21 protein-coding genes are annotated in these 26,418 nt (G+C 51.7%); 1 reads left to right on the top strand and 20 read right to left on the bottom strand.

Annotation, left to right across the window (positions count from 1 at the left end; all coding sequences use genetic code 11):
• The 11 genes from IR083_RS03555 to IR083_RS03505 all read right to left on the bottom strand — a co-directional run.
• Positions 1–368 (bottom strand): hypothetical protein (locus tag IR083_RS03555; RefSeq protein ID WP_194223254.1); only part of this gene is annotated, 368 nt, incomplete at its 3' end.
• Between the two features lie 353 nt (positions 369–721).
• The gene (locus IR083_RS03550) at positions 722–1,654 is read right to left on the bottom strand and encodes a DUF4906 domain-containing protein (protein WP_194223253.1); all 933 of its coding nucleotides are present in this window, start codon (positions 1,652–1,654) and stop codon (positions 722–724) included.
• 14 nt (positions 1,655–1,668) lie between these two features.
• Positions 1,669–3,429 (bottom strand): fimbrial protein, encoded by a 1,761-nt coding sequence (locus IR083_RS03545; protein WP_194223252.1) that lies wholly within the window; start codon positions 3,427–3,429, stop codon positions 1,669–1,671.
• Positions 3,426–4,370, bottom strand: coding sequence for a FimB/Mfa2 family fimbrial subunit (locus IR083_RS03540; protein ID WP_194223251.1), 945 nt, complete (start codon positions 4,368–4,370; stop codon positions 3,426–3,428). The genes IR083_RS03545 and IR083_RS03540 overlap by 4 nt, the downstream gene beginning before the upstream one ends.
• A gap of 25 nt (positions 4,371–4,395) precedes the next feature.
• Positions 4,396–5,892 carry an Mfa1 family fimbria major subunit gene (locus IR083_RS03535; RefSeq protein ID WP_194223250.1) on the bottom strand — a complete coding sequence of 499 codons (1,497 nt, stop codon included), beginning with the start codon at positions 5,890–5,892 and terminating at the stop codon, positions 4,396–4,398.
• 196 nt (positions 5,893–6,088) lie between these two features.
• Positions 6,089–6,457, bottom strand: coding sequence for an NINE protein (locus tag IR083_RS03530; protein WP_194223249.1), 369 nt, complete (start codon positions 6,455–6,457; stop codon positions 6,089–6,091).
• Positions 6,447–7,793: a DUF3575 domain-containing protein gene (locus IR083_RS03525; RefSeq protein WP_194223248.1), complete on the bottom strand. Its 1,347-nt coding sequence runs from the start codon at positions 7,791–7,793 to the stop codon at positions 6,447–6,449. The genes IR083_RS03530 and IR083_RS03525 overlap by 11 nt, the downstream gene beginning before the upstream one ends.
• A gap of 250 nt (positions 7,794–8,043) precedes the next feature.
• Positions 8,044–9,054, bottom strand: coding sequence for a DUF5106 domain-containing protein (locus tag IR083_RS03520; protein ID WP_194223247.1), 1,011 nt, complete (start codon positions 9,052–9,054; stop codon positions 8,044–8,046).
• A gap of 173 nt (positions 9,055–9,227) precedes the next feature.
• The gene (locus IR083_RS03515; protein WP_194223246.1) at positions 9,228–11,570 is read right to left on the bottom strand and encodes a hypothetical protein; all 2,343 of its coding nucleotides are present in this window, start codon (positions 11,568–11,570) and stop codon (positions 9,228–9,230) included.
• Positions 11,571–11,612: 42 nt separating this feature from the next.
• The gene (locus IR083_RS03510) at positions 11,613–11,777 is read right to left on the bottom strand and encodes a hypothetical protein (RefSeq protein WP_194223245.1); all 165 of its coding nucleotides are present in this window, start codon (positions 11,775–11,777) and stop codon (positions 11,613–11,615) included.
• A gap of 46 nt (positions 11,778–11,823) precedes the next feature.
• Positions 11,824–12,978 (bottom strand): clostripain-related cysteine peptidase, encoded by a 1,155-nt coding sequence (locus tag IR083_RS03505; RefSeq protein ID WP_242052345.1) that lies wholly within the window; start codon positions 12,976–12,978, stop codon positions 11,824–11,826.
• Between the two features lie 154 nt (positions 12,979–13,132).
• Here IR083_RS03505 and IR083_RS03500 point away from each other — a divergent pair, with 154 nt between their 5' ends.
• A complete protein-coding gene (locus IR083_RS03500) occupies positions 13,133–13,345 on the top strand; it encodes a hypothetical protein (protein ID WP_194223244.1) in 213 nt (70 codons plus the stop codon).
• Positions 13,346–13,702: 357 nt separating this feature from the next.
• On the opposite strand, the gene IR083_RS03495 is transcribed toward IR083_RS03500, so the two are convergent.
• The 9 genes from IR083_RS03495 to IR083_RS03455 all read right to left on the bottom strand — a co-directional run bounded on the left by IR083_RS03495 (position 13,703) and on the right by IR083_RS03455 (position 26,210).
• A complete protein-coding gene (locus IR083_RS03495) occupies positions 13,703–14,923 on the bottom strand; it encodes an RNA-directed DNA polymerase (protein ID WP_194223243.1) in 1,221 nt (406 codons plus the stop codon).
• A 15-nt stretch (positions 14,924–14,938) separates the two neighbouring features.
• Positions 14,939–15,226, bottom strand: coding sequence for a hypothetical protein (locus IR083_RS03490; protein WP_194223242.1), 288 nt, complete (start codon positions 15,224–15,226; stop codon positions 14,939–14,941).
• Between the two features lie 230 nt (positions 15,227–15,456).
• Entirely contained in the window at positions 15,457–15,837 is a 381-nt protein-coding gene (locus IR083_RS03485; RefSeq protein ID WP_050710829.1) for a four helix bundle protein, read from the bottom strand.
• A gap of 43 nt (positions 15,838–15,880) precedes the next feature.
• Positions 15,881–16,369, bottom strand: coding sequence for a hypothetical protein (locus IR083_RS03480; protein ID WP_194223241.1), 489 nt, complete (start codon positions 16,367–16,369; stop codon positions 15,881–15,883).
• A gap of 136 nt (positions 16,370–16,505) precedes the next feature.
• On the bottom strand, positions 16,506–18,692 hold the full coding sequence (locus tag IR083_RS03475; protein ID WP_194223240.1) for a BACON domain-containing protein: 2,187 nt from the start codon (positions 18,690–18,692) through the stop codon (positions 16,506–16,508).
• A gap of 39 nt (positions 18,693–18,731) precedes the next feature.
• A complete protein-coding gene (locus IR083_RS03470) occupies positions 18,732–20,099 on the bottom strand; it encodes a BACON domain-containing protein (protein ID WP_410492842.1) in 1,368 nt (455 codons plus the stop codon).
• A gap of 804 nt (positions 20,100–20,903) precedes the next feature.
• The gene (locus IR083_RS03465) at positions 20,904–23,051 is read right to left on the bottom strand and encodes a DUF4906 domain-containing protein (RefSeq protein ID WP_194223238.1); all 2,148 of its coding nucleotides are present in this window, start codon (positions 23,049–23,051) and stop codon (positions 20,904–20,906) included.
• A gap of 63 nt (positions 23,052–23,114) precedes the next feature.
• The gene (locus IR083_RS24555; RefSeq protein ID WP_206759846.1) at positions 23,115–24,668 is read right to left on the bottom strand and encodes a BACON domain-containing protein; all 1,554 of its coding nucleotides are present in this window, start codon (positions 24,666–24,668) and stop codon (positions 23,115–23,117) included.
• A gap of 645 nt (positions 24,669–25,313) precedes the next feature.
• The gene (locus IR083_RS03455; RefSeq protein WP_194223236.1) at positions 25,314–26,210 is read right to left on the bottom strand and encodes a FimB/Mfa2 family fimbrial subunit; all 897 of its coding nucleotides are present in this window, start codon (positions 26,208–26,210) and stop codon (positions 25,314–25,316) included.
• Between the last annotated feature and the right edge of the window lie 208 nt (positions 26,211–26,418).

Here is a 26,418-nt window from a genome sequence, read left to right as displayed (position 1 = left end):
CTATGCAGGGTGCCTTTCAGGAGGTTTCCCCTGATATACACCCCGCCTATCTCAAGCACCAGCGGGGGGCGGCTGTCGTAAATCAATGTCAGCGTCCCGTTTTTGATTGTCCACTGAAAAGTCAGGTTACAAACGGGTCTGGAATCTGAAGCCGAACCGGCATCATATTGCTTGTCGGAGCCTGTGCCGTTGCCTATGAAATACAGTTCGCTGATCACGGGCCTCCCGTCGAAATTGAAGCCCAGGTCTCCCACCCATTCACTGCCCATCAATTCATCATAGATCTCTTCATCTTTCTGACAGGAAGACAAACCAAAGGTTAACACACACAATGCCACTAATTGCATAAAATGTTTCATCATTTTCATTTTACTGTTTTTTTTATTTCGTACTGTTCACCGGCCGGTCCCTTTAACGGGACGAACCGGTGTTTCTATTTTTACCGGGTGATAACGCAAGCCGGCAAGCGGCCCCGCCTTATGTACGGATGCAACGGCCTGTTCCTGTTTGCGGGGGCATGGCCGGTCCGTACTTCACGGGTCACGGCAGGGTATGGCCTCTATACTCCTCCAGCCCGGATACTGCGCTGCCGCCCGCCGCATGGCGGCCATGCAGCACCCGGCGGGCGTACTGCCTTCCACGGTTATATCCACGCTGCGGCCCTGCGGCAGGTGCACCCTGAAAGACCTGCTAACCACAGGCCCTGCCGTGTCTTCTGATTTCACCTCTTTTTCCATATCCATCCATTTTCCTGTTCTTTATTTACGGTATGTACTTCCATCGCAGCCGAAAGGCCTGAGGGAAGGACCCGGATGCTGATGTCATACAGGTAGCCCCGCACCGGCAGCGGGAAGTTCGAACTTGCAACATATTCCCTGTCGGCGCCATTCATTGAAGTCAATATTCTCAGGCGAGGGGATTCTATGGATTCATAGATATAGGTGATGCCTTCATATTCCCCTGCCGAAACAGGATCTAAGGCTACCTGCGGATAGGCAATCAGGTCCGGGGCGCCGAATGTTAACGGGTTGCCCGGGGCGTAAAGCGTATAAGGCGCGGCGTTTTCCACAATAAAGGCATTATCCGCGCCGGCCCCCGCATTCTCCAGGGTGACGCGCAGCTTGGCGCCGGCCCGCGTCAATGTGATACCGGCCGGGCTGGCGGGGGAGGTGCCGCCCAGGTTGATATTTGCCGCCTGCCCGTACATGGGCAGGCCCGAGGCGAGCATCACCGCGGTGGTCAGCGGCCCCTGCGGGGTTGCCAGCGCTTTTATATCCCCGACGGAGCTTACCGCGTTCAAAGAGGCGATATCCCCGCAGTTGGCCACCACATAGATATCCCGGAACGCGGCCGCGGCCGGATCCAGCGGCAGGCTGACCAGCGTGCAGTGATCGCCCGAGGGAGAGAATCCCGTATGGATAAAGCTGTTCAGCACGGCCGTACCCCCGGGGGCAGCCAGGAAGACGCTCAGGTCTTTTACCGCGTATTCCGCGGGCAGGTCGTCCGGACCGCCGGCCGCCTTCAGGCCCGGCGCAGCGGTCAGTACAAGGGAAACCTCCCGTTGTGGTCCTGTAAACGGCTCATCGCCGTCGTGACAGGCGGACAGCAGGAGAAACGCCAGGGATAAGGCCTGATATAGGATACCGGTTTTCATCGTTCTTGGTTTTGTTATTCTACATTTCTGACACAGCGGGACACGGTTGAAGAAAAGCTATAGCGTTCGAAACGCTGGTAGAGCACCTTATCATAGTTCGCAGGATCGGAGTAATCCAGGTAGCCGCTATACCAATACCCTTTGACCTGGTGTACAACCTCCATCGGGTACCAGTTTTCGATACCCGGAAACGGCGGTGCCGGATAAGGCCAACCACCCGGATACTGCCTGAGGGTGACGACAATATCACCGGGGGTGAAAAAGTCGTCGATGATCCCCAGCTTTTCGCTTCCGAAGCTATCCCCCCCCTGCGTACCGGTCAACAGGTATCCGGACATGTCCGTCCCGGTTAATTTCCCCAGCAGGTCCTGTGCCTGTTGCCGCAAAGCCATGGAATAAAAGGGCAGGCTGTAATCAATGCCGAGCCATGTATTGGATTGCCATATCTTGTACGTTTGGTCGAACAGCGCAAGGAACGACATCATCTCGCAGGAGTTGATCAGCCGCCAGCCGGGGCCGTATTTTTTCTCACAGTAATACGGGGGCTGCCCTTTGATGATATTCGGGCCCTGTATGTTGGAATCCCACCAGTTGACCTGGTCGCCGAAAGCGCCCATTAATCCCTGCTGCAGGAATTCATTGGCCGAGCGTATCTCTATCTTCCCGCAGGAGGTAGGGATGATAACGCTCGAGTCGGTCGGTACCACCGGCGGGATGGCTATACCCTGCCCATCCTGGAAGATATACCCGTAATCGTCTTTCTTCCACGGCTCCACACAGGTCTTTAAGGTGATGCTCCCATCGGGGCTGATATAGGCGTTTATCCGGTAGCGGTAATTGCGTATGACAGAGCTGTCCGACAGGGCAGGAACGGTGCGCCGCTGGGCGGTTAATCCGATTTTAGCTTTGTCCGTAAGGACGGGAAACACCCGGTTGTTGATATGCAGCTCCGTGAAGCCGGCATCCCCGCTTTTGTTCAGCAGCTCGGGGATATAGAAAGGCCCTGCCGCCCCGATCGAATCCCTGGTATAATCCAGGCCGGCCAGATCACCGCTAAGGGAGGCCACGGTCTGCCCGCTGTAATAAGCCTCTGACGGGGGAACCGAAAAAGACGCGGCTACCTGGTGCAGCTGTACCGAGGAGACGGCGCTGCCGGCAGGCAAAACGCTGCCCGGGTCCTTCTTATAGAAGACGACGTCTACCCTGGCCAGTGAACGCACCAGCTCTACTTGAGGCGTTGATAAAACCAACGGCTCGGGGGAAGCTTCGGTGCCGCCCTGCAGCACACTAACTGACTTATAGACAGCCGACATAAGCATCCGCCCCGGGACGGTGGAAGTATCCGGTTTAAAGCCGGGGATATAGGACAACCCGCTGAAACGCGGATCACCCGTAAATTGCGACACGTCCGTTACGGAGGCCAGCGCATCCGGGAAGCCTGCACAGGCCGATTCGTTGGCGAAGAAATAAAAATCGTAAGTGCCCGGCTTAAACTTTATCCCGCGGCTCGGGTTCCCCAGGCCTGCCGGAAAATCCGGGAGACCGTTGTAGACGGTATTGCCGCCTGCATCGAAAACGATCATCCGCACTTCAGTTACACGATCCTCTCCGTTTATATCCTCATTGATGCTGCCCGAAGAGGCTTTTACAGACAGGTAGATATACGCCTGCCCCGTATCCGGGCTGTGCGGGTCTTCTTCCCGGCAGCCCGTTAACAGCAGGCAACAGCCGAAAAGCCAGCCATATAGAAGCGTCCTGAATTCCATCGTTTTCATAAGTCGGTCGTATAGCTGTGCACCAGCCAATTGTTCACCCAAATTTCTATAATCATATAAGTCCCGCAACTGCACTGGTCTTTTGCCGTAAAACGGATCGTGAAATCATGGTCGCAGTCCAGGTTCACTTCCGGGTTCTTCAGCAGCAGCGTGCCCAGCAGGTCGCCCCGGTACAGTTCGCTGTTATCCGTCCTGTTGCGTATGACCAGCGAAGTATTGTAACCGGTAGCCAGCTTCAGCACGGTAAGCCGTGCTTCGAGCAGGCCATCTGTGAAGGCCGCCTGTGAACCGTATTCTATTCTGTCATCGGAGGCGATGCTGCCGTCGGTATTCATCGAGCCGTTGGCCGATTCGACGACGGCTTCATAATCCCCGGTTGGCGGAAGGCCTTCTACCTGTATAGTCAAACGGTTCGTTATCTCCCGCAGGTTGACACATGCCGGTTCGAATACGGACCCGTATTCAGCCGGGTCGGGCAAAAAGACCACGGGGCTCTCGCCGTAATAGATCCGTTTGCCCTCCAGGGAGGAGGCCCGCCCGCCGGAACGCTGAAGGCGGAACAGCAGGCCGCTTTTTTCATCCCCGGAGCCGCGTTCGAAGGCATCCGCATCGAGCCCGGCCCAGGCCGTCACGCTGTACAGCCCGTTTTCAGCTTCCAGCCTTCCGGCATAGTGTTCCGTGATGACACTGTCACCGGTCTGGCGGTATGATACCAGCTTGCCGCGGCGGTCGAAGACGCGTAAGTCCAAACCGGATAACCGCGGGTATACCGTATCCAGGCACGGGGTCTTGCTGTACAGCCGGAGGTCTATCCCCTGCGGGCAGTCCTCCGTCCGCTCATAAACACAACCGCTTATACCGGACAGGAGAAAGGCCCCCAGAAGCAGGAAGCTTATTTTCCCCCTGCCCGCGTACCCTTGATTTGACTTCGTTTTATGCATGCCTTTTTGTTTATTGTATGATTAATTACAGGTCTATGTCATAGGAGTGTACCGTCCACATCAGCACCGTAATATCGACGGACATATAGGTGTCGGTCGAGCTGAGCGGGTCGGTTGGGGCGACAGGGCTGTCCGGTTCGGGACCGTTCGGTTTCGGGTCCGGGTTATACGGTACATCCGGCCCGGAGGGGATCAGCGGGTTCCAGTTCACCCCGATGCGTTTGAAGGAATTGATATTGACATGGTAGATGTTGTTCCTTATCACCGGCGAGTTAACAGGTTTGGTGATGTTATCCGGGTTCAGCCATATGTAATACAGGACTTTGCCGCCCGTATAGGTGGAAACCTGTTGATTCTGTACGCCGGTAGTATAATCCTGCGCTTTCTGGATGCTGGAATAAATATGGCCGTCGGCGTCGCCCACATAGAAGGTGCCGCCGGTCAGCGCGCCTCCATCCCTGATCTGCGAAGGGTCGGGCGTAAAGGTGGCCCGTACAAGGATATAGGCCGTATTACCTTTGCGGTACTGGCTGTTCGATGCGTCCGTGCCCCGCTGATGGGTGTTTTCGAGCAGGAACTTGCCCGGGAAGGTGATATGGCTGCCGTCCGACGGACGGGCAGGGACGGCATCCGCCAGGTTCTGCAGGTCCGTGTAATCGTAGTAAGCGGCCGCGGTGGACGTATAATCGACTCCCACCCCCGGCAAATAGTCAGACCCCCAGGTCTTTGTGCTGCCGTCCGCATTGGTTTGCGGGAACAGGTATACCGCTTTGGCGCCCTGGGCTACCGAATAGGTGATATTCGAGATGGTACCGAGCTTGACCCCGTCCGTATTGACCACATCCGCCGGGGCCGATGTGGTGACAATCGCACGCGAAGGGATGCGGGTAACGTTAAGGGCGATCATATTTTTTCCGCTGGCGGTGACATCCTCCGCGCTGATGCCGTCCTGTATGGAAAAGGTATTACTCTTGCCGCTCAGGGTCAGCAGGTCGGCATAGATGGTCAACCCTTCGGGGGTAGTTACGCTGGAGGACTGGTCTATACGCGCCAGGGAAGAAAGAGGCAACGTCGAGGACAATGTATAGAGGTAATCATTCCCGGGAATAGCCGTCAGCAGCGGCTCGGGGCTGTTCAGGATGACAACCATCTGCTTGTCCCCGGGGATCGTCCTGAACGGGGCGGAAAGCCTTACGGCATCGCTCCCGTCGGGATTCGCTCCGAAAAGGAAATCGCTGGGGCCGAAGCGCCGCGCATCCAGCAGCGTAGTCCCGTCGGACGAGAGCAGGTACAGGTCCAGCGTAACGATTTCCGTTACACCGGAATACTGCCCTACGGCGTTATAGTCCGGGTCATCCGTCGCCTTGACGGACCGGTTCTGCACCAGCGACAGCGACAGGCCCATATAGGTCGTACCGCGGGGGATGGTTTCTTCTTTTCCGGTTCCTTCATCCGTACTGCAGGCTGTAAATCCTGCCAGCAGGATCAGCCCCGTTAAAAAACTACATAGCTTTCGTTTCATAATTTTAAGGATTTATTAATTTATATATATACAGTTTATATATCGATTAATTTATTATATAATTCATGTTCAATTTACTTTGTTATAAAAAGGGCGATACACTATGAAAAGATAAAACCTAAACCGGGCCAATTTCAAATTCCTACAGGAATGCCTGCCTAAGAAATTGATAGAGTGTATGCCAATTTCTTCATTTTTATAACAGGATTTTCTTTTTTAATTCAAATTCTTCCTGAGTAATAATATCTTTCTCCTTTAATTCATACAGTTTTTTTATCTCATCACCTGGACTCAGGTTCGTTGTATTTCTGCTATCGTTATTTACCGTAATAGTGGTCTGAGTCGGATACCTCTGTTGATAAGCCGAATTAAATTTTAGATTGAATCGATTGTCATCCATGGTCAGTAGCCAGATAAAATCAATGAACGATACGGCAAGGGGAATAAATGTCCAACAAAATAAAAGATACAGGAGGCCTAATCCTGTCTGGTTCAGATAAAATCTGTGTACGCCGATACCCCCCAGAAAAATAGCTAAAAGGGCGGCAGTTATTTTACTTTTCATAATGCCATGTTTTTAAATTTATAGTTGATCCATTACTGCATAAAATGGGAGATTCTTGGTAATAAGAATGAAAGCTGCTGTTTATCGCTTCGGTTTCTTCTGCCCCCGCGGGCACGGTATAACTGATCCTGTATTCACAGACGCGCAGGGAAGGGTAAACCTCCCCCAGCAGGTAAGCATACGGTTTTCCTCCCTTATATTCCCTTAGCAGGGTTTTACGCGCCGGTGCGTCCTGCTCACCGAGGATATGCAGGATACCGGCTTTCTCCTGGTCGCCCAGGGCGTCCGCCGCGATAACGGCAGCCCGCAGCCCTTCCCAGTTCTCGCCTTTGGAGCGCACGCTGAAGCAGCCGGCATCGAAGCCGTAGGCTGCAACCATATAATCCCGGAGGGCAGCAGCGCGTTTTTCCGACAGGCTTATATTATGGTTTAATTCCCCTTCGGGCGAGGCATAGGCCTCCAGGCTGATGCTTTCGATCCGGGAACCCGGGAGTTGCAGGACGGCTTCAACCGAACGTTGTATTTTGGAAAGTTCCTGCCGGTTATCGCCATAGTCCGGATAGACTACATAGCGGTCGACGGGAAACAGGATGCAGGCGCTGCCGCTTTCATGGCGGTACTGCAGTTCGGGGCACGGTATGTAAACCGTATCCGCGGGTACGGCCGCAACCGGTACTGCAGGGGGTGCGACCGGAGCGGGGTATGCTTCAGGCGCGCCGGGTCTTTTTGCCGTTTTACCGATGGTATAGGACACCGAAAGGCCGGCCCTGTCAGGGCCCCAGTAATGCTTCTGGTCTGATTCCAGCTTCTGCCCGCAGGTGCGGCAACCCGCCGGGCCGGTTTCACCGGAGGTGTGCTTTGTATAGTCTATGTAGGCATATCCGGCGCCGATGTTCGCCTCCAGTGCCCATCGGTCTGAAAGCTTCCAGCTGTACCCCACAGACAGGCCGGCCCCGGCAAGCCAGCCCTGATACCGGTAATCGTCAATGATACGGGCTGTATTAAACTGAGCGGCGTGAACGTGCAAACCACCGAAGAAGCCACGGAACGGTTCGTCTTTCCAGTAGCGAAGCTCCGGCTGGAATAGCAGGAACTTCCCTTTTTTACCATCCGTAAAGGTCCACGGGTTGTAGGTGACAGGAAGGTCCAGGGTCAGCTTCCTGTTCAGCCGGAACTCGGCGCCCAGGCTCAGGCTGGTTGTAGCGTCATACAACAGGTTTGTCTTGACAACGGCGGTCTCCTGGGCCTGCACGCTACACCCTATTACCTGTATGCAAAGCAGGAGGCGCAGCGCAGCCCTGAATCCTATGTCCTTAGTATTTCCTTTGTTCTGCATATATCCTTTATCTGTTTAATGCATTCATCGTTATTCTTCATTTCGCGTGTTTAAGTGTCTGGGGGCTGGCGCACAGGGTTATTCCTTGTCCTGCCTTGCCTTATCATAAGTACCCTCTCCAGGCATATTGTATTGAAGCCTTATATACAGCCTGTAGATACCAGCACCCGTATTCTTTCCGGTTTTCCGTATATCCATAGGCCGGTTACCTCCGGCGCTCCTTCTTTTGACAAGTCTGTACTCCCCTGCTTCATTCCGGCAGCGTGGAAAGCCAGGCCTGGATAGCGGAAGCATTCGCATCCTTGAGCAGCACCTGCTTATTTCTATCTAGTAAATACAGGCTGGGGATAGCTTTCAGGTCATAGACCACTTTGTTCCTGACCGTTCGCTCCTTATCGTAGGCGTTGATCCAGGAAGAGGGCATAGAGGGGATATATTTCCGCCAAAGCGCTATATCTTCATCGGGATATAAAGCCAGTACTGCCAGTTTGCCGGACGACAGCATTCCGTTTACCAGCGGCGAGGTTTTTAACTGCCGGGCCGTCTCTTTACAGGCAGGGCAATCCGGGTCGTAGAAAAACAAGATCGTATAATCCTTCGACAGGTTATGCAAACTGCCCATTTGCCCGTTTGCCAGGGTATAAAAAATGTCCGAGGCCGTATCTCCCTTACGGTTTTTGAGCATCATCGACAGGTCGAAGGAAGCCCGGGATTTCAGCACCTGGTCCCCGGCAACGCTCTCCAGTATATAGTTGGCAACCGGGATATAATATTCTTCGTTGCGCATCGGGGAATTCGGATCATACAGGTAATCTTTGTACAGGGATAAAAAATGGCGGTACATCCTTCCTGTATGATCCTCTTTCAGGGTCCTGTCCAGCATGGCGGAGATCGAAGCTGCCGCCGTTGCCTGGTCCGTATGGGAAAAGATGTCGAGATAATCGACCAGTGCCTGTTCGGTGATCTCCGGCAAATGAACATAAGCCGTATCACTGAAATCAAAATTATCCCAGTAGTGCACGGCCAGGTAACCGGCACGCGCTTCGGGAGCTTTCAGCTCACCGGGGATAAGCGGCAGGACGAATCGCCGGGGTGCATCCTGCTGCGCTTCACGCTTGTCAGCGGATGACTTTGTATCTCCACCGCAGGTCAGCAAACAGAAGATCATAAACCCTGCAAATGAAGCGGGGTAGATGATATAAATCAGGATCTTGGTAAATTTAAACATGTTTATTCTATCTTTAGGGTTAAATATATACAACTGACGGCCCAGCGGTTCAATGCCCGTACACCGCCTTAAAAAGAGCTATGAGCAGCAGGATGATAACTATGAGCGGTATCTCTTTCACCACGGCTTTCCTTCCTCATATTCAATTTGGCATGATGCTGAAAAACGAATTTGCTAATTATATCGCCTCCATGCCTGTATCCTGCTCATTTTTCTCCCGCTGTACCCGGTTCCGGCGCCGTTTCTTCCGGTAATACATCCGGATGGGCATTGCCCAGGCGTTCGAGCTGCGCGTCCAACCCCTTTTCCCGGACCAGCTCCAGTATTTCACTGTCCAGACTGGCCCGGTAAGCCTTGCGCGGATCGAGTTCCACCGCACGGACCAGGTGCCCGGCTGCTTCGTCCGGCTTACCCATCCGGTAGCTTACGATGGCCAGCAGGTATTCGCTATTGGCCGTAGCCGGAAGCCGGACCAGGATATCGTAAGCCCGGCCGTTATAACCCAGGCAGGCCAGGCACAGGGCGGTATTGTAGTCGCCGTAGGGGGCCAGCAGTTCAAGCGCCTTCATGTATTCACGCTGCTGCAGGAACGCAAGCCCTTGCCCGTAGCCTTCCCGTATCTCATACTGCGTCGAATCGGCAGAGACCATATGCGGGCGGCTTACATGGAAGACAAGGTCCATCCGCTGCAGCATCGGGTAAACCGAGTCGCGGATGACCTTATAATCCCGGCTGAACCTTGTTTTCAGCTCCCGCTCCGTGTCATCCGGGCTGATGGCCCGGCCCAGCAGGCTCAGGATGGAATCCTTATGGGTGATATCCTCCCTTTTCCGTATCTCTTGTACCAGCCCTTTCCAGTCTTCGCCTATGGACGAGGTCCTGACAACGACCCCGGAATAAGACGACGGGTAAGCCGATACAAGGTAATCCTTCAGGGCGTCCGCGCGTTTGGCCGACAATTCATGGTTCTTATCCCAGTACCCTTCCAGCGAGGCCGAAGCCTGTATCGTCAGGCTGTCCAGCTGCAAGCCCATTTCACCGGTAAGCTTTTTATAGATGCTGATCAACGTATCCGCCTGCAGGCGGTTATCCCCCAGACTTATATCGAAACTGCTTTTATCCGGCGCGAACTTCGGGTAAATGCTGACCGTGTTGTACATCGAGCGGTACAGCCGGGTCTCCTTTACCATCAGCGTGGTATCGGCCAGCTGCGCCAGCGAGGAGATCATATAGGTCAGCGTATCGGACCCGGCAAGGCTGAAGGCGGAACGGTCGGTGGCGTCCACACGCCCGTCCATGAACACGCGCAGGCTCCGAAGGCCGGGCATGACCCGGTAGTCCTGGCTGTAATAATACCGCAGGGCGGCGTCCGCAGCGACAATGCTGTCCAGGCGCGCCCCGCCCTCTTCAGGGAAAGGGATCAGCTCTTTTTCGACCTCCCCCATGCGTCTTTGCCTGCTTTCATTTTCGGCGATAGCGCCATAAAAATAGCTGTGACGGGCGATCCCTATGGAATCTTCTTCGGTAGTGACCAGGTTGGGAATATCCTCAGGTTTTATACCGTTCAGGTAGAAATCCCTGTCTCTGCCGGTGAGGAGCCTTTCTACAAACTCCCTGCGCTTTTCGGATTCCGGCAACTGATTCCCCGGATTTTCAAATTTTCGTAAATAGGATGCCATAATGCCTGTGGTATCACGGCCCGTTGCCAGCAGGCGGAGAACATGCTCTTCTCCCCGGAGCATGGCATTATGGTATTTCTCCAAACGTTTGCCTTCACGATGGCTGTTAAGGACCTGGTAACGCCCATCCAGCAGCTTCCTGCGGCGCAGGTATTTATCGATTTCCTTCCGTTGCTTGTTGTACAGGTCCCAGTAATATTCCTGACGCGAGCGGATACGTTTTGCTATGCTTTTACGGTCCAGGAAGATACTGTCGTATGCAGAAGGGCTTATGATCGAGCTCACATAAGACTCATAGTCCTTGTAATCCTGCGCCTGCTTTTGCGCGAATATCTTTCCCCTCAGTACGAGCTTGTCCAAGGCTACGACCGAGTCGTTATGCAGTAGCCGCGGAAAAAGGGTCACGCGCCAGCTGTCGTCCAGCAGTTCTTTGGGGACATGCACGATAAAATCGACGCGCACACGACCGTCGCGTTCGGGCGCGAATTTCGATCTCGTCCGGGCGGTTACTACCACCTCGTTCAGGTACTGCATTTCCTGCAGGCGGCCTGACTGCTTCATTTTTTTTATGGAATCCCCCCGCAGGAGGACCTGCGAAGCGTTGTCCGCATGCCGGTAGCTGACCTGTTCCGAGAGGGCGCCCTGTAAACCGGCCGGAGCGTCGGGTAATTCGATATTGGCCCGTTTAGATTGCATGAACAACGGCTTGACCGCAAGCTCGCCGCCACTCTTACAGGAAAAGAGCAGGAACCCCGGCAGGGTCAGCAGGATCAAGACATATATATTTACCCGGCGGCTGGCGCCGGGCAACGAATTGCCCTTTGGTTTACTTTTTATGTACAGGGCAGATTTATTAACTGTTAATCTCATTATAGCACTTCTTAAAAATAATAAACAATACTCACGGATGCCTTATCGGGTACGAGCCAGCCCCCTGTCTGCACTTCGATCTTCAACCGTAACAATACCGGCCTTTACTGGGTAAACCTGCGCGTTGGACACCGTATTTTTGGTCAAAAACAACATCGCGGCAGTGATGACGGCCCTTAGCCGGTCTTTGTTTTTTTCTGCTTTCATAATGATCTCTATCGTGTTATTTATATTTGTTTTACTTGCTTCCGGTTTATTTCCTTATCGCCAGGCTCCAGGCCAGTTTCCCATACTCCGCGTTCAGGAAAGGAAACTTCTCTTGCGGGATATAGGTGGTCAGACCCGAATGACGGCCAATGACGAATCCGTCGAACCCGGGCATAAATTCCGGGGTGGAGGCCTTCCATACAACTGCCTGGCCTATCAATCCGTGCAGGTCCTGACGCTGTTGTTCATCCGCCAGCAGGCCGGCATAGTAATCCTCGAAATCGAAGAACAGCCGGTAAGCCGGATAACGGTCGAAATGCTGGATGCCGTTGATGTCACGCGCATCCCCTTCGGTGGCGTTATCCCGGATAAAGGAGGCCAGCGCCTCCAGTTCCGGTGTCCTGATGACCGACAAGGTCGCAGACCGCATATACCCGCTTTGCCCGTTGAAATAGCCGAAAGCGGCCCCGGCAAAAGACCGCAGGCCCGCCTCCCCTTCATACAGCAGGCCCAGCGCCTGCGGATAGACATCCGTAAAGCCCGGGGAAACGATCTCGGCGCTCGAGGCCAGGATATAGCCTGTCTTATCCTTCAGCTCAAAGGCCACCTCGATGCCCGCCATAAAGCAGGCCTCGAAGACGATATAATCGAAGGCGCCGTCGGGGATGGCAGACGCAAAATCCGCAAGCGCCATCTGCCCGTTCCCGTCGCTGAGTACGCTCTTAACTCCGGATTTGGGAGCGGTCAGCGTACCCCCGGGCAGCCAGCCCGAAGCGTGGGAGAAGACCAGCAGACCGTAGCCCGGCGACGGGTACAGCCGCCTGACTTCGTCGATTACCGAAGCGAATACCCCGCTGTCGGCCGAATCGTATTCTTCGTAACGGCGGATCTCCCTGACCGTGGGATTGCCCTTTTCGCAACGGCACAGTTCCAGCAACCGGGGGGCAGCATCCGACGGGTCGTGGTAGACCAGCAGCTTACCGCCGGGCCGGGCGTCCCAGCCCTGCCCCAAAGCCGCGAGCTTTGCGTAGCTTTCCACCGACAGGTTGTTGTCGCCGGCCAGGTAGACCAGCAGCACATGCCGCGTGGCGACCGCATCGTCACCGTCTTTGGCGCAACCGTACAGAAACATAGCACAAAGCAGCAACCCGGTTATCCGGCGCAACAGGTACATGGTTATGTATTTTCTATTCGTATCCATCTGTTCTTTTCTTTCTTTTCTTAGTTCATATTTGCCCGGTACTCCTTTGTCTACCGGTTTAAGCAATCTGCGCGAATTATCACAACTCACGCAGAGCCGAGTGTTTATTCATACTATTTAACTCTCGATGAACGGTTAGGAATAAACGATTTTCTTGTCTTTCTTCTGTTTTTTATGTTTTACATTGGAGCTGTCCGGTCCTTTCACCTGTGCCATGCGTCCGCTACGTCAGCCGCGAAAGGGTACTACGGTAATTAAAATAGATGTTCCAGACCGGGTATCCGCATCCACCGCGCTGATGGTACTGACAAGCCGGCTTTCGATAAGCGGCCCGCTGCAACTGAACAGGTTACAAACGCAACCGTAGTAATATGCCGGTATATTGATCCATAGTCACTTTTACAATACTCATAAATAGTGTTTGTCGTTTACTATCGTCACTCTAATCTGATCGCATGAGTATTATGGACTCATTCATTTTGTACTTCAGGCCTTTTAATATCGGAGGTACATTAATATCGTATGTCTTATCAGGTCTCACTATCTTCATATTTTATGTCTTATTATATGTTATGTCATCTTAGTTTTCATGTCTTTTTTTAAAGAAACCACGCGAATTATCGCAACTCACGTGGTTCGCACAAACTTTACAAAACTACACATCAGGCTCTGCGCCTGATATATCCTTGGAGCGGGAAAACGGTTCCCCTTATTTCGTTTTACATCAGGTGTGTACAGCTGCATCCGGTCCGATGGTTACGATATTTCTTCCGGGCCTGTTCAGCCTGAAAACCGAGCAGCAGTTCTGCACATAACCGTATTTAAAGACCCAGGCTTGCTTTATCATGATTTCCCTGCGTATATAAAAAGACTTGTAATGCTTCATAACTCCCAGGTAAGAATTTACGGAAGAACGTAGAGCATTCAAATCCGGATTATTTTGTTTTTTTAGTTCAGCTAAACCTTTGTTCATATTTCCTTTCACCCTGTTGCCTATATACGTCCTGTGGGGTTTGAGATATCCCCCGGTAAACAATACTCCGTTCCCATAGGGTTGGAGGTATATTTTCTTCGGATGAAGCTTTATCCTGAGTTTATCGTGCAGATAAGCGTCTATTTTCGGGATAGCCGCCTTCAGCCTCTCCTTATCGGTATCGGCTAAAAAAAAGTCATCTACATACCTGCCATAATGTTTGAACTTCAGCTTCCGTTTGATATAGTTGTCAAATCCCGACAGGTAGATATTGCTGAACAGCTGGCTGGTCAGGTTGCCGATGGGTAAGCCCCGCCCCTCTCCCGAATAAAAAAGGCTTTTGCTTGGCGGTAAACCCACCCAGTCCGAGCGGCTTCCTTTGATATGATATTTTTTTGTCGGGTCATTGAATATAATGACCTCTGCCAGGTACATAACCAGATCGTAATCCAGCCTGTCCTTCCACTTCACGCCTTTGCTGTCCTGGCGATCTGCAAATTTTTCGAGAGTCCTGGTTATCATACTGTAAAGGATATTCCTGTCGATACTCATAAAATAGCCCTGCATATCCAGTTTAAGAACAAAGCACGGGCAAGTGTGGTTATTAGAACAACTTCGGAGATGACGCTCCAGCCTCTTCACCGCATAGCTTGTACCTTTGCCTTTGCGGCACGAGTAACAATCCTCTATATAGGTATTCTCGAAAAGGGGGCTGACATAGTTGAAAAACAAATGATGTACCACCCTGTCCGAAAAATCGGCGGCAAAGACTTCCCGCTGCACGGGCTTGAAGACGATAAAGGCCAGACTCGGCTTGGGTTCATACCTCCGTTCCCGTATCTGCCGGTACAGGTCGTAGAGATGCTGTTCCATATCCATTTCAAAACGCAACTGATTAATGGTGTTGCGCTTGTTCTTCCTTGTATCATAGTATGCATGGAATAAGTCTGCCAATAAATTGTTTTTTCTCATATCCGGTAATTCTAATCATGTAAAAAACTTGATAAATGCTGCAATACAGCGAACAGTTAAGCCGTTCGCTCGGTTGTTGTTGTCACTTGGGTTCACGTTGCTACTGTTGAAGTTCAAGTTATAACCGTTCGTACCATTCGGTGACGACGACCAATAGTACCCGTTCGTACCCACGTTGTTCAACGTACCTGTGTTGTTATTGCGGTTCCCTGAAGCAGGGAAGAAGCAGTCTCTGGAATGAATGTAAAGACGGACAAGGGGTAAACCTTTGAACGGAATTACAATCTCTGTGTGTATAGCCAACCTTCCGTTTAAACTGGGCCCTCAGACCTGAAAAACGAACGAATTGGCGGACTGCTGAATTTATTCGCCACCCTCCCGCCGGGTTCACTATGGCCCGGCGGAACTCCCGGCTTATGCTTTTTTTACGTTACACTTTTTGCCCATGCGTTTGTTTTTTATGATTTATAACTCTGTTTTATAATTTACAATCCACGATAGCGAAAGAGCGCTAATCGGATAGATTGCGAAATTCATCCTGTACTATCCGGCTTCTTTTCGTCGGTTTTCCTTACGCTTTTCTCCCAAGCCGACAATTGCTTTGAGACCGATTCCGTCTTTTCCGTCAGGTCTGCCAGTCTCTTGACCGAAATCTGCTTTAAGTCCGCCAACAGCCGTATATAAAGCTTTATCTCAACGATATATTCCCGCGCTTGTTTCAGATGCACTCCCTTGCCTTCATTCGTACTGCCGTTGGCATGGTAAATGCATACCATCAGATCCATAATTCTTTTTTTCAGTTCCTCGCCGATGGTATAGCGGTAATCACGCGACATGTTTTTGGACATTCCGTATATCTCAAGTAACAGATCATAAGACTGTTTATATACCGGGAGATTCTCATATATTGCCATACTCAGAAACCGTTTAATTTTTTCAAGAAAATGATTTTGAAAATTAAAATAATTTCTCCTTCAACTCTTTACGTACCGATACAAGGAAAATCATACAATCTATCGGTGTGGATTGCTCAATAGGGAACTCCCTGATTTTCTTCAGCACGGTATCTTGGGTATTTATATATACAAGTTCCGGTTGTGGCGGTGCAACATTTTCCTTCTGTTCGCTTAAAGGAACCGCATCGAACCATTCCCGGTAAGCCTGCATATCAATATCATTATCCTGTATGCAGATCATCTTTTCACCGGCATTTTCTATTTCTTCCGTATTGAAGATACGCTCCAATGTTTCATCGGGAAAGCCCAACGACACGACTTCACACGAAAATGCCTTGACAAACTTTTTCTTCAGCCTGAACCCTGGCTTACGTTGCAAGACACGATAGGCTGACTGCTGGTAGGCTTTCCAGAAAATGCCTTCCCTGTAAAGAAAGATCCATGGCTCGAGAAGAGCCCCTTTTGCTAAAATTTCCGCTGTTGATGCCATAAATCATCAGTTTTACCGTTTTTTTTCAAAAATTTTTCGTCTTCGACCGCCTAACGGCGGTATATAGACCATCGGTGCTTTTAAATGCACCGATGGAATAAAGCAAATCAATCGGATACGCTCACTTTCAGTTCGCTTATTCTGCAATACAGCGAACAGCCAAGCCGCCCGCCCGGCTGCCGTTGTCACTTGGGTTCACGTAGCTACTGCTGAAGTCCAAGCCACAACCGTTCGTACCATTCGGTGACGACGACCAATAGCACCCGCCCGTACCCACGTCGTTCAACGCACCTGCGTTGTCATTGCGGCTCCCTGAAGCAGGGAAGAATGGTGTACCTATGGACTTTGACTTACGAACACCGTTCGGGAAGGTAGCAGTGCCACCGACATTAGCCGTTCCAGCTGTTCCAGACCACTCCCAAGCATAATCATCGCTATTGCTTGGAGTAAAATAAGTCGATGATTCTTCGCCCGGAACAACAGAATTGAATTCATTACTTGTAGGCATACGCCATTTTTTACCATATAATGTCCCGCCGTTCAACTCAGTCAGGTATTTACAAATATCGCCCTGGCCGTTAACTATGTTCGCAGGCGTATGGACTGTTTCGGTCAGATACTTCTGATCACGGTTCCCAGAGATACTACCGGGGTCCCAATAAGGGACAGACGACCAAGAAGAAGCAGTGTTAGGTACATAACCACCACTACCGTCAGGCACATAGACAATCGTAGAATTATCCGACCAATTACCCTGCGGTGAAATACCCCATAAACTTCCCCACTTAAAGTAAACACCCTGATAGGTTTCATGAGGAGATGGACCGGAGGTGGAAACATCGTCGAAAGTAAGACTACTACTCGTGCCGTCCCAATAAATATTACTACCCGCCCATTTGACTTGATAGGCCTTCTGATGAACCGATACCACATGAGAAAAGGAACCTGATGTTATTTTTATTATACCGATCCGTTCTGCCACAGTATTCTCGGTGAGTAAAACCGATACTTCTGTTGTCGTATAGCTTGAGCCGGAAGACATATCCACCGACAGCCAGCTGCCGGCAGGTGTTGTACCATCTGCCTCGAAACACTGGATCGTCCAGGCGGCGGTGGATTTAACGGTGATCTTATTGCCCGTGGAGGCGGCAGTAGCCGCTTCGTGGCTAAAATCAAAGTCTGGGGCATTAACCGCCAGGTAGTCCGAAGCATTGTAATAGACATCACTGAAGTCTTCGTCGATAACGAATGCGGAAACGGTTATATTGGTGATGACATCCGTCGAAGCCAGCGCGTCGGCAGCCGAGGCGAATCCCGGCCCGGTGACCTGTGAGATCGTGAATATGTACCGGTGGTTGCGCACCACGGGCATGAAGCTGCCTTTGGTGGTACCGCCAGTGCCGTCGTAGGTGAAATCCACAGGGTAGTAATAATCCACACCGTTGTAGGTACCTTTGATGACGATGCGTGGAGAGGTGGCAATGCTTGCCAAAGACGGCGGGCTTGACTCAAAAACATAGATCTCGCCTTCCAGGATGACCGGTACCGAATTGCATGCCATCGGCGAAGTCACCTTCTGTTCCGTTGTGGGTAAGTTAGGCTGCGCGGGGGAAGCCCCGTATTTTGTATTATCGTTGGCCAGCAGGCCGTTTTTATTGAAGTTGTACAGTATTACCTCTTGCAGGGTGAAAACGGCTGTGGCACCGTTGACGATATCCACGCGCGCCAGCATACGTACCAGCGACAAGCCGCTAAAGGTCTTCGACTGGCCCTGCACTATTTTGATGCCGTTGGTCGTGCCGGCTGCGGCTGTTACTTCACCCGTCATAGGGATATAAGCCGGAGTGGATGTATCCCACTTGCCGTCATGGGTGTACTCGATAGCGGACAGCTCGGACAGGGGGCTGTTTACTGTCAGTGAGCCGACCGCTGCATCAGCATTGGCGACCACCACCAGGCGGCTGTAATCTCCCGCGGGGATGGACAAAGACACCTTGATATTGACATTATCGGCCCCGCCGGATGTGATATCCGATGCTATGGCCACGATCTTCTCCTGAAGCTGTTCGCTGCCGCCGACATCCTTGTAGGCCAGCACGGTAAGCTCGTTCACATAGTTTTCCTGCGCCGCGGTCATGCCGTAGGTCGATGGCATCTTCACGCCCGGAATACGCACCTCAAGCACAACATTCTTTCCCGCAGGCAATAACGGCCCCTGAATATTACTGTTGGTATCTTCCGGGGTGCAGCCTCCAAACAAAGCCAGAAGCACCAACCATAACAGCGGGATACTTATATGTTTATATATTTTACAAATTTCCATTTTTTATTTTATTACTTATTACCGATCTTTTCGGTTAACTTAATAGGCCAAGCAACGAACAGACAAGCCGTACGTATAGGGCGTGATGTTGCCGGGGATTATGGTACTACTGTTGAAGGACAGGAGATAAGAGCTCGTACTATTACCACTCGGTGACGACGACCAATAGAACCCTTGCATACCCACGTAGCCCAACAGACCCGCGCTGCTGCTGCGGTACCCTGAAGCGGGGAAGAACGGTGTACCGATATCATCCGTTTTTCGCTTACCCATGGTATACAACTGCGTACCATCGGCAGATGTAGATGGCGTATCAGAATATGTACCACTGGATGAATAATCACTTGCAGTCTCAAATTCATTCGAAGTAGGCATACGCCATTTTTTACCATATAATGTCCCGCCGTTCAACTCAGTCAGGTATTTACAAATATCGCCCTGGCCGTTAACTATGTTCGCAGGCGTATGGACTGTTTCGGTCAGATACTTCTGATCACGGTTCCCAGAGATATTACCGGGGTCCCAATAAGGGACAGACAACCAAGAAGAAGCAATGCCAGATGTATAACCACCAACATTGTCAGGCACATAGACAATCGTAGAATTATCCGACCAATTACCCTGCGGTGAAATACCCCACAAGCTTCCCCACTTAAAGTAAACACCCTGATATTGTTCATTAAGAGACGAACCGGAGGTGGAAACATCGTCGAAAGTAAGACTACTACTCGTGCCGTCCCAATAGATATTACTACCCGCCCATTTGACTTGATATGCATCCTGGTTCACAGTAACCTTGTAGGTCAGGTTCCCGGCCTGGATATGGATGAAACCGGTCCGGGCGGCTCCTGAATTGTCCGTAACCGAAACCGATACATTTGTCGTGGCATTGGTCGCTCCCGACCGAACGTCGGTGGACAGCCATGAGGAAGCGTCTGCTCCGGCGCCGTCCACGATCTTGGTGACCGTCCATCCGCCGGGGTAATCGGAGAAAACAGAAAAGGTGGCGCTACCGAGTACATCTGTAAAAGCAAATGATCCGGGCAAGACTCTCAGGTGGAAGTTAGGATTTGTGATCACAGACCCGCCACGGTCGTTCCATTGCTGCACGGTGGCGTTGAAGACTGAATTCCCCTTAAAGGCGGCGTCCGGGTTGTCCGGTCCTTCGGTATCTATGTCGTTGATGGTTACGTTATATGAATAATTTCGCTTGACATCATAAAACACGCCGGTTGTATAATCCTTCAGGTCGATACGGTAATAGGACATGGTCCCGTTATACAAGCCTCCGACCACCAGGCAGGTGGCATCGAGCAGGGAAACCCCTGCCTGGGTGATGTTATCGGCCTCGAAGGTATAGATCTTATCCGTAATTTGTTCCGCTGCTGCGGCAAACGGCCCGAACACGGTTCCCTGCGCCATCTGCGCGCCCGTCACAGTAGTCACTGTCGTCACATCGCTGCCGGTCCAGTTATCGGGGATAACGCTCCCTTTCTGGCGGGGATTGTACAGGAAGGCCTCGCTGAGTGTGAAGTCGCCGTCGGTATCACTATTGGTTATATTGATCCTGGCCAGCATGCGGGTCAGGGTGACGTTCAGCGGGCCGGGACTGTACCCGGAGGTTACGGCCTGGTCGGTGATCTCGCCCCACATCGGGATGCCCGTCATCACAGAAGCGTCGAAAGCGGATGACTGCTCCAGCACAAGGCTGCTGATGACACTCGCTTTGGGCGTTCCCGTAGAGATGCTTCCAAGCAGGGTTTCCACCTGTGTGCGGCAGTTGGCAAGCACCACAAACGTCTGGTTGACGTCCAGCTCGGACAGGATAACGGTAAAGCTGTTATCGCCCGCCGTATGCCCTACGGTGGCCCGGTAGAGGAAAGTGCCCTTGTCCACATCAGTAGGATTGGCGGGGTCGGTTTGGAAGCACAGCACATCGATCGTATTAACGGTAGCCTCGTCTGCGGGCATGGCGTAGGTCTGGGTGCCGCCGGGCACGGTCAGCGAAATAGTCACCTGCTTGCTGCTCCCTTTCAGATCATAGGGCTCCTCGTTCCTGCACGAGGCGCAGGCCAGCATGAACAGGAATAATACTCCCAACCATAACAGCGGAATACTTATATGTTTATACATTTTACAAATTCCCATTTAATATTTTTATATCGTATTTTTGTATATTTCAATTTTTTATCACCGATCTTTTCGGTTAACTTAATAGGCCACGCAACGAACTGAAAGGCCAAAGTCGGGATTTAAGTCGATATTTATGTTTATAAAATTCTCACGAACGCGAAATAAAGCACCACTTGTGTTCGTAAAGCCTGCGCTAGAGGTCCAGTAATCCCCTGCATCGCCGTAGTACCCGATCGAGCCATTAGTCGCGTACCGATAGCCTGACGCAGGAAACCAGGGTTGGCCCAGCGCAAGGCTTTTTCTGACCCCGTTCGGAATCAGATCGATGCCATCAGGAGACATCGCACCCGAAGCTGATGAGCTCCAAGACGACCATACGTACTCAGTATTGTCCGAGGGCGAAATAGAGTTTAATGAACTATCTCCCGGCTTGAAGTCATTTGCGGTCGGAAGGCGCCAGCGTCGACCATGTAATGTCCCGCCGTTCAACTCGGTCAGATATTTACATATATCGCCGTAGCCGTTAGCTATGTTCGCGGCCGTATGGACTACATCTGTGATATAATGCTCGTCAGGGTCCGATATTAAGCCGCCTCGTACCCAATAAGGGACAGACGACCAAGAAGAAGCAATGTCAGATGTATAACCATTACCGTCAGGCACATAGACAACCGTAGAATTATCCGACCAATTACCCTGCGGTGAAATACCCCATAAACTTCCCCACTTAAAGTAAACACCCTGATAGGTCTCATGAGGGGATGGACCGGAGGTGGAAACATCGTCGAAAGTAAGACTCGTACCGTCCCAATAAATATTACTGCCTGCCCATTTGGCTTGATAGGCGTCCTGGTTCACAGTAACCTTGTAGGTCAGGTTCCCGGCTATAATATGGATGAAACCCTTCCGGGCGGCTCCATTATAGTCCGCAACCGAAACCGATACACTAGTCGTGGCATTGGTCGCTCCCGACCGAACGTCGGTGGACAGCCATGAGGAAGCGTCTGCTCCGGCGCCATCCACGATCTTGTCGACCGTCCATCCGCCGGGGTAATCGGTGTAAACGGAAAGTGTGGCGGTGTTGGCGAGTGAAGTAAAATCAAAGATGCCGGCCGAGACCCTCAGGTGGTTCTGTCCTCCGGTCACATCAGCATTACGGTCGTTCCATGCCGTCACTGTAGCTTTGATGATGGCTTTCCCCTTATAGGCGTCGTCCGGGTTGTCCGGTCCTTCGGTATCTATGTCGTTGATGGTTACGTTATATGAATAATTTCGCTTGACATCATAAAACACACCGGAGGCATAATCCTTCAGGTCGATACGGTAATAGGACTTGGTCACGCTACCGTTATACAAGCCTCCGACCACCAGGCAGGTGGCATCGAGCAGGGAAACCCCTGCCTGGGTGATGTTATCGGCCTCGAAGGTATAGATCTTATCCGTAATTTGTTCCGTTGTGGTGGTAAACGGCCCGAACTTGGTACCCTGCGCCATCTGCGCGCCCGTCACGGTAGTCACTGTCGTCACATCGGTACCGGTCCAGTTATCGGGGATAACGCTCCCTTTCTGGCGGGGATTGTACAGGTAGGCCTCCTGCAGGTTGAAGTCCGTCTCGGCATTGGTTATATTGATCCTGGCCAGCATGCGGGTCAGGGTGACGTTCAGCGGGCCGGGACTGTACCCGGAGGTTACGGCCTGATTGGTGATCTCGCCCCACATCGGGATGCCCGTCATCACAGAAGCGTCGAAAAAGGTTGGCTGAGACAGCAAAAGGCTGCTGATGACACTCGCTTTGGGCGTTCCCGTAGAGATGCTTCCAAGCAGGGTTTCCACCTCTGTGCGGCAGTTGGCAAGCACCACAAGCGTCTGGTTGACGGCCGGGCTGACGTCCAGCTCGGACAGGATAACGGTAAAGCTGTTATCGCCCGCCCTATGCCCTACGGTGGCCCGGTAGAGGAAGGTTCCCTTGTCCACATCAGTAGGATTGGAGGGGTCGGTTTGGAAGCACAGCACATCGATCGTATTAACGGTAGCCTCGTCTGCGGGCATGGCGTAGGTCTGGGTGCCGCCGGGCACGGTCAGTGAAATAGTCACCTGCTTGCTGCTCCCTTTCAGGTCATAGGGCTCCTCGTTCCTGCACGAGGAGCAGGCCAGCATGAACAGGAATAATACTCCCAACCATAACAGCGGGATACTTATATGTTTATACATTTTACAAATTCCCATTTAATATTTTTATATCGTATTTTTGTATATTTCAATTTTTTATTACCGATCTTTCCGGTTAGCTTAATAGTCTACTACGCAACGAACAGAGAAGCCTAGGCCCCTGTCGTTGGAGGCGTTTGAGATAATGCTAAAACTGGAAAAGCGCAAGCTAAAACCAGAGGAACCCGCCGATGTTGACGACCAATAATACCCGAACGAACCCGAGCCGTACCAGCCACCCGCCCTGAGATCGCGCTGCCCTGAAGCGGGGAAGAACGGTGTACCGATACTATTAGCATTTGTTTTGCGGATACCCATGGTATACGGCTGCGTACCATCGGCAGATGTAGATTCCGCATTAGTATATGTACCACTGGATGAATAATTACTTGCAGCCTCAAATTCATTCGAAGTAGGCATACGCCATTTTTTACCATATAATGTCCCGCCGGGAGCCAACTCGGTCAAATATTGACAAATATCGCCGTAGCCGTTAGCTATGTTCGCAGGCGTATGGACTGTTTTGGTCAGATACTTCTCGTCACGGCTCTGGTATACAGTACCGGGGTTCCAATAAAGGACAGACGACCAAGAAGAAGCAATGCCAGATGTATAACCACCAACATTGTCAGGCACATAGACAATCGTAGAATTATCCGACCAATTACCCTGCGGTGAAATACCCCACAAGCTTCCCCACTTAAAGTAAACACCCTGATAGGTTTCATGAAGGGATGGACCGGAGGTGGAAACATCGTCGAAAGTAAGACTCGTACCGTCCCAATAAATATTACTGCCTGCCCATATAACTATATAGGCCTTCTGATGAACTGATACCACATGCGAAAAGCCTTTGGCTGTGATTTTGATCTTTCCGTTCCGCTCGGCTATAGGATTATTTTCCGAAACCAAAACCGATACTTCTGTTGTCGTACCGGCTGAGCCGGAAGACATATCCACCGACAGCCAGCTGCCGGCAGGTGTTGTACCATCTGCCTCGAAACACTGGATCGTCCAGGCGGCGGTGGATTTAACGGTGATCTTATTGCCCGTGGAGGCGACAGTAGCCGCTTCGTGGCTAAAATCAAAGTCTGGGGCATTGACCGCCAGGCAGTCCGAAGCACTGTAATAGACATCCCTGAAGTCTTCGTCGATAACGAACGCGGTAGCGGTTATATTGGTGAAGACAGCCGTCGAAGACAGCGCGTCGATAGCCGAGGCGAAACCCGGCCCGGTGACCTGTGAGATCGTGAATATGTACCGGTGGTTGCGCACCACGGGCATGAAGCTGCCTTTGGTGGTACCGCTCACAGCGCCGTCGTAGGTGAAATCCACAGGGTAGTAATAATCCGCACCGTTGTAGGTACCTTTGATGACGATGCGGGGAGAGGTGGCAATGCTTGCCAAAGACGGCGGGCTTGACTCAAAAACATAGATCTCGCCTTCCAGGGTGGCCGGTACCGAATTGTATTGTATCGGGGAAGTCACCTTCTGTTCCGTTGTGGGTAAGTTAGGCTGCGCGGGGGAAGCCCCGTATTTTGTATTATCGTTGGCCAGCAGGCCGTTTTTATTGAAGTTGTACAGCATTACGTCTTTCAGGGTGAAAGCGCCTGTGGCACCGTTGACGATATCCACGCGCGCCAGCATACGTACCAGCGACAAGCCGCTAAAGGTCTTCGACTGGCCCTGCACTATTTTGATGCCGTTGGTCGTGCCGGCTGCGGCTGTTACTTCACCCGTCATAGGGATATAAGCCGGAGTGGATGCGGATGCATCCCACTTGCCGTCATAGGTGTATTCGATAGCGGACAGCTCGGACAGGGGGCTGTTTACTGTCAGTGAGCCGACCGCTGCATCAGCATTGGCGACCACCACCAGGCGGCTGTAATCTCCCGCGGGGATGGACAAAGACACCTTGATATTGACATTATCGGCCCCGCCGGATGTGATATCCGATGCTATGGCCACGATCTTCTCCTGAAGCTGTTCGCTGCCGCCGACATCCTTGTAGGCCAGCACGGTAAGCTCGTTCACATTGTTTTCCTGCGCTGCGGTCATGCCGTAGGTCGATGGCATCTTCACGCCCGGAATACGCACCTCAAGCACAACATTCTTTCCCGCAGGCAATAATGGCCCCTGAATATTACTGTTGGCATCTTCCGGGGTGCAGCCTCCAAACAAAGCCAGAAGCACCACCAAAGCGCAGGATATGAGGTTAGTCAATTTCATTTTATTGTGTTCCACTCTTTTAATTGTAATTTGTAATTGAATGCCGCTGTATTAAAGTTTACCGGGACTCACAGGGATATTACCCCAGTTATCGATCGGAGTGACGATAACCGTATTCCCTTCGAAGGATATGAGCACAGGTATGGTTACCTCTTTGCCATCGGCGATGACGATATTGTTGTCCTCTATGAACTGTTGCAGGTTAACGGTATGGAGGACCGTATTGTCCGTGCTGTTGTCCAGCACGTCTATCGTGACCGGGTTAACCGCGCCGAAGCGCAGCACGTTACAGAGGGCCTGCGCCAGTTTGTTGCCTGTATCTACCGTTAACGGCGGATAGTATGTTGTTGGGCTACCGTGGGTAACCATATTATAGTCGTATGCAGGTACAAGGTTGTTCACCCTGATATAGGGATAGCCGGAAGACGGCTCACTTTTGGCTGTGCTTGCCAGCCCTTTGATTTGTATGACGAACCGGATATAAGCCGGTGTGAATGCCACTGTTTCGCTACTGGCTGCGTCTTGTTTGACCGTAAAGGTATGTATGCCGTAATACAGGGCATCGTTGGTAGGTATGCGCGCAGAATTAAAGTAACCGGGATGGGCCACTTCCTGCTCATTGAGGCCGGCGCCCATGGACAGCCCGTTGATTTGGGTATTGTCAAAAGCGTTTGCCCAGCAGACAGCTGTATAATCACCTGCCGGCAGGTATAACCTGACACCCTGGAAAGCATCCAGATCGGCTTTTTCTACTTGCACCGTCTCCGCCAGCTTCCCGTTTTGATCGTATATCGCGACCGTCACCCGGCTGATCTTGTCTGAAAAGTTCAGGCTGGTAAACGCGAGCGTCAGATTCTGGTCCGGTAGGCAATCACTCAGGTCTTCACCGATACATCCGGTGAAAAATACGGACGCAACTAGCAGGATTAATGTCTTCAGCTGTTTCATAATGTGAATAATTCATTTTTGCAAGGCAATAAGCCTCTTATCTGTTGGCTTTATTTTTTTTATTTTGTCGTATCGGTTATTATACCGTTACAGTATCCGTATCCGGCAAGATGCTATGAACCGTTTTATAAACCTCCCGGGACAGGGCAGGCCCCGGTCCGTTACCCGGAACCCTTTCCCCATCCCTTATGAAGGTTTTTGATTGGTT

The sequence above is a fragment of the Dysgonomonas sp. GY75 genome, from assembly GCF_015234155.1.
Taxonomy (GTDB): domain Bacteria; phylum Bacteroidota; class Bacteroidia; order Bacteroidales; family Dysgonomonadaceae; genus Dysgonomonas; species Dysgonomonas gadei.
This window is presented reverse-complemented; position numbering and strand designations above follow the sequence as displayed.

What these genes read in the sequence shown, in the direction of transcription:
- IR083_RS03485 (WP_050710829.1), bottom strand. Translation starts at nt 15,837, where the DNA reads ATGGCAATATATGAGAATCTCCCGGTATATAAACAGTCTTATGATCTG.
- IR083_RS03510 (WP_194223245.1), bottom strand. Translation starts at nt 11,777, where the DNA reads ATGAAAGCAGAAAAAAACAAAGACCGGCTAAGGGCCGTCATCACTGCC.
- IR083_RS03540 (WP_194223251.1), bottom strand. Translation starts at nt 4,370, where the DNA reads ATGCATAAAACGAAGTCAAATCAAGGGTACGCGGGCAGGGGGAAAATA.
- IR083_RS03530 (WP_194223249.1), bottom strand. Translation starts at nt 6,457, where the DNA reads ATGAAAAGTAAAATAACTGCCGCCCTTTTAGCTATTTTTCTGGGGGGT.
- IR083_RS03535 (WP_194223250.1), bottom strand. Translation starts at nt 5,892, where the DNA reads ATGAAACGAAAGCTATGTAGTTTTTTAACGGGGCTGATCCTGCTGGCA.
- IR083_RS03495 (WP_194223243.1), bottom strand. Translation starts at nt 14,923, where the DNA reads ATGAGAAAAAACAATTTATTGGCAGACTTATTCCATGCATACTATGAT.
- IR083_RS03525 (WP_194223248.1), bottom strand. Translation starts at nt 7,793, where the DNA reads ATGCAGAACAAAGGAAATACTAAGGACATAGGATTCAGGGCTGCGCTG.
- IR083_RS03465 (WP_194223238.1), bottom strand. Translation starts at nt 23,051, where the DNA reads ATGGGAATTTGTAAAATGTATAAACATATAAGTATCCCGCTGTTATGG.
- IR083_RS03455 (WP_194223236.1), bottom strand. Translation starts at nt 26,210, where the DNA reads ATGAAACAGCTGAAGACATTAATCCTGCTAGTTGCGTCCGTATTTTTC.
- IR083_RS03475 (WP_194223240.1), bottom strand. Translation starts at nt 18,692, where the DNA reads ATGGAAATTTGTAAAATATATAAACATATAAGTATCCCGCTGTTATGG.
- IR083_RS03545 (WP_194223252.1), bottom strand. Translation starts at nt 3,429, where the DNA reads ATGAAAACGATGGAATTCAGGACGCTTCTATATGGCTGGCTTTTCGGC.
- IR083_RS03550 (WP_194223253.1), bottom strand. Translation starts at nt 1,654, where the DNA reads ATGAAAACCGGTATCCTATATCAGGCCTTATCCCTGGCGTTTCTCCTG.
- IR083_RS03505 (WP_242052345.1), bottom strand. Translation starts at nt 12,978, where the DNA reads ATGGATACGAATAGAAAATACATAACCATGTACCTGTTGCGCCGGATA.
- IR083_RS03515 (WP_194223246.1), bottom strand. Translation starts at nt 11,570, where the DNA reads ATGAGATTAACAGTTAATAAATCTGCCCTGTACATAAAAAGTAAACCA.
- IR083_RS03480 (WP_194223241.1), bottom strand. Translation starts at nt 16,369, where the DNA reads ATGGCATCAACAGCGGAAATTTTAGCAAAAGGGGCTCTTCTCGAGCCA.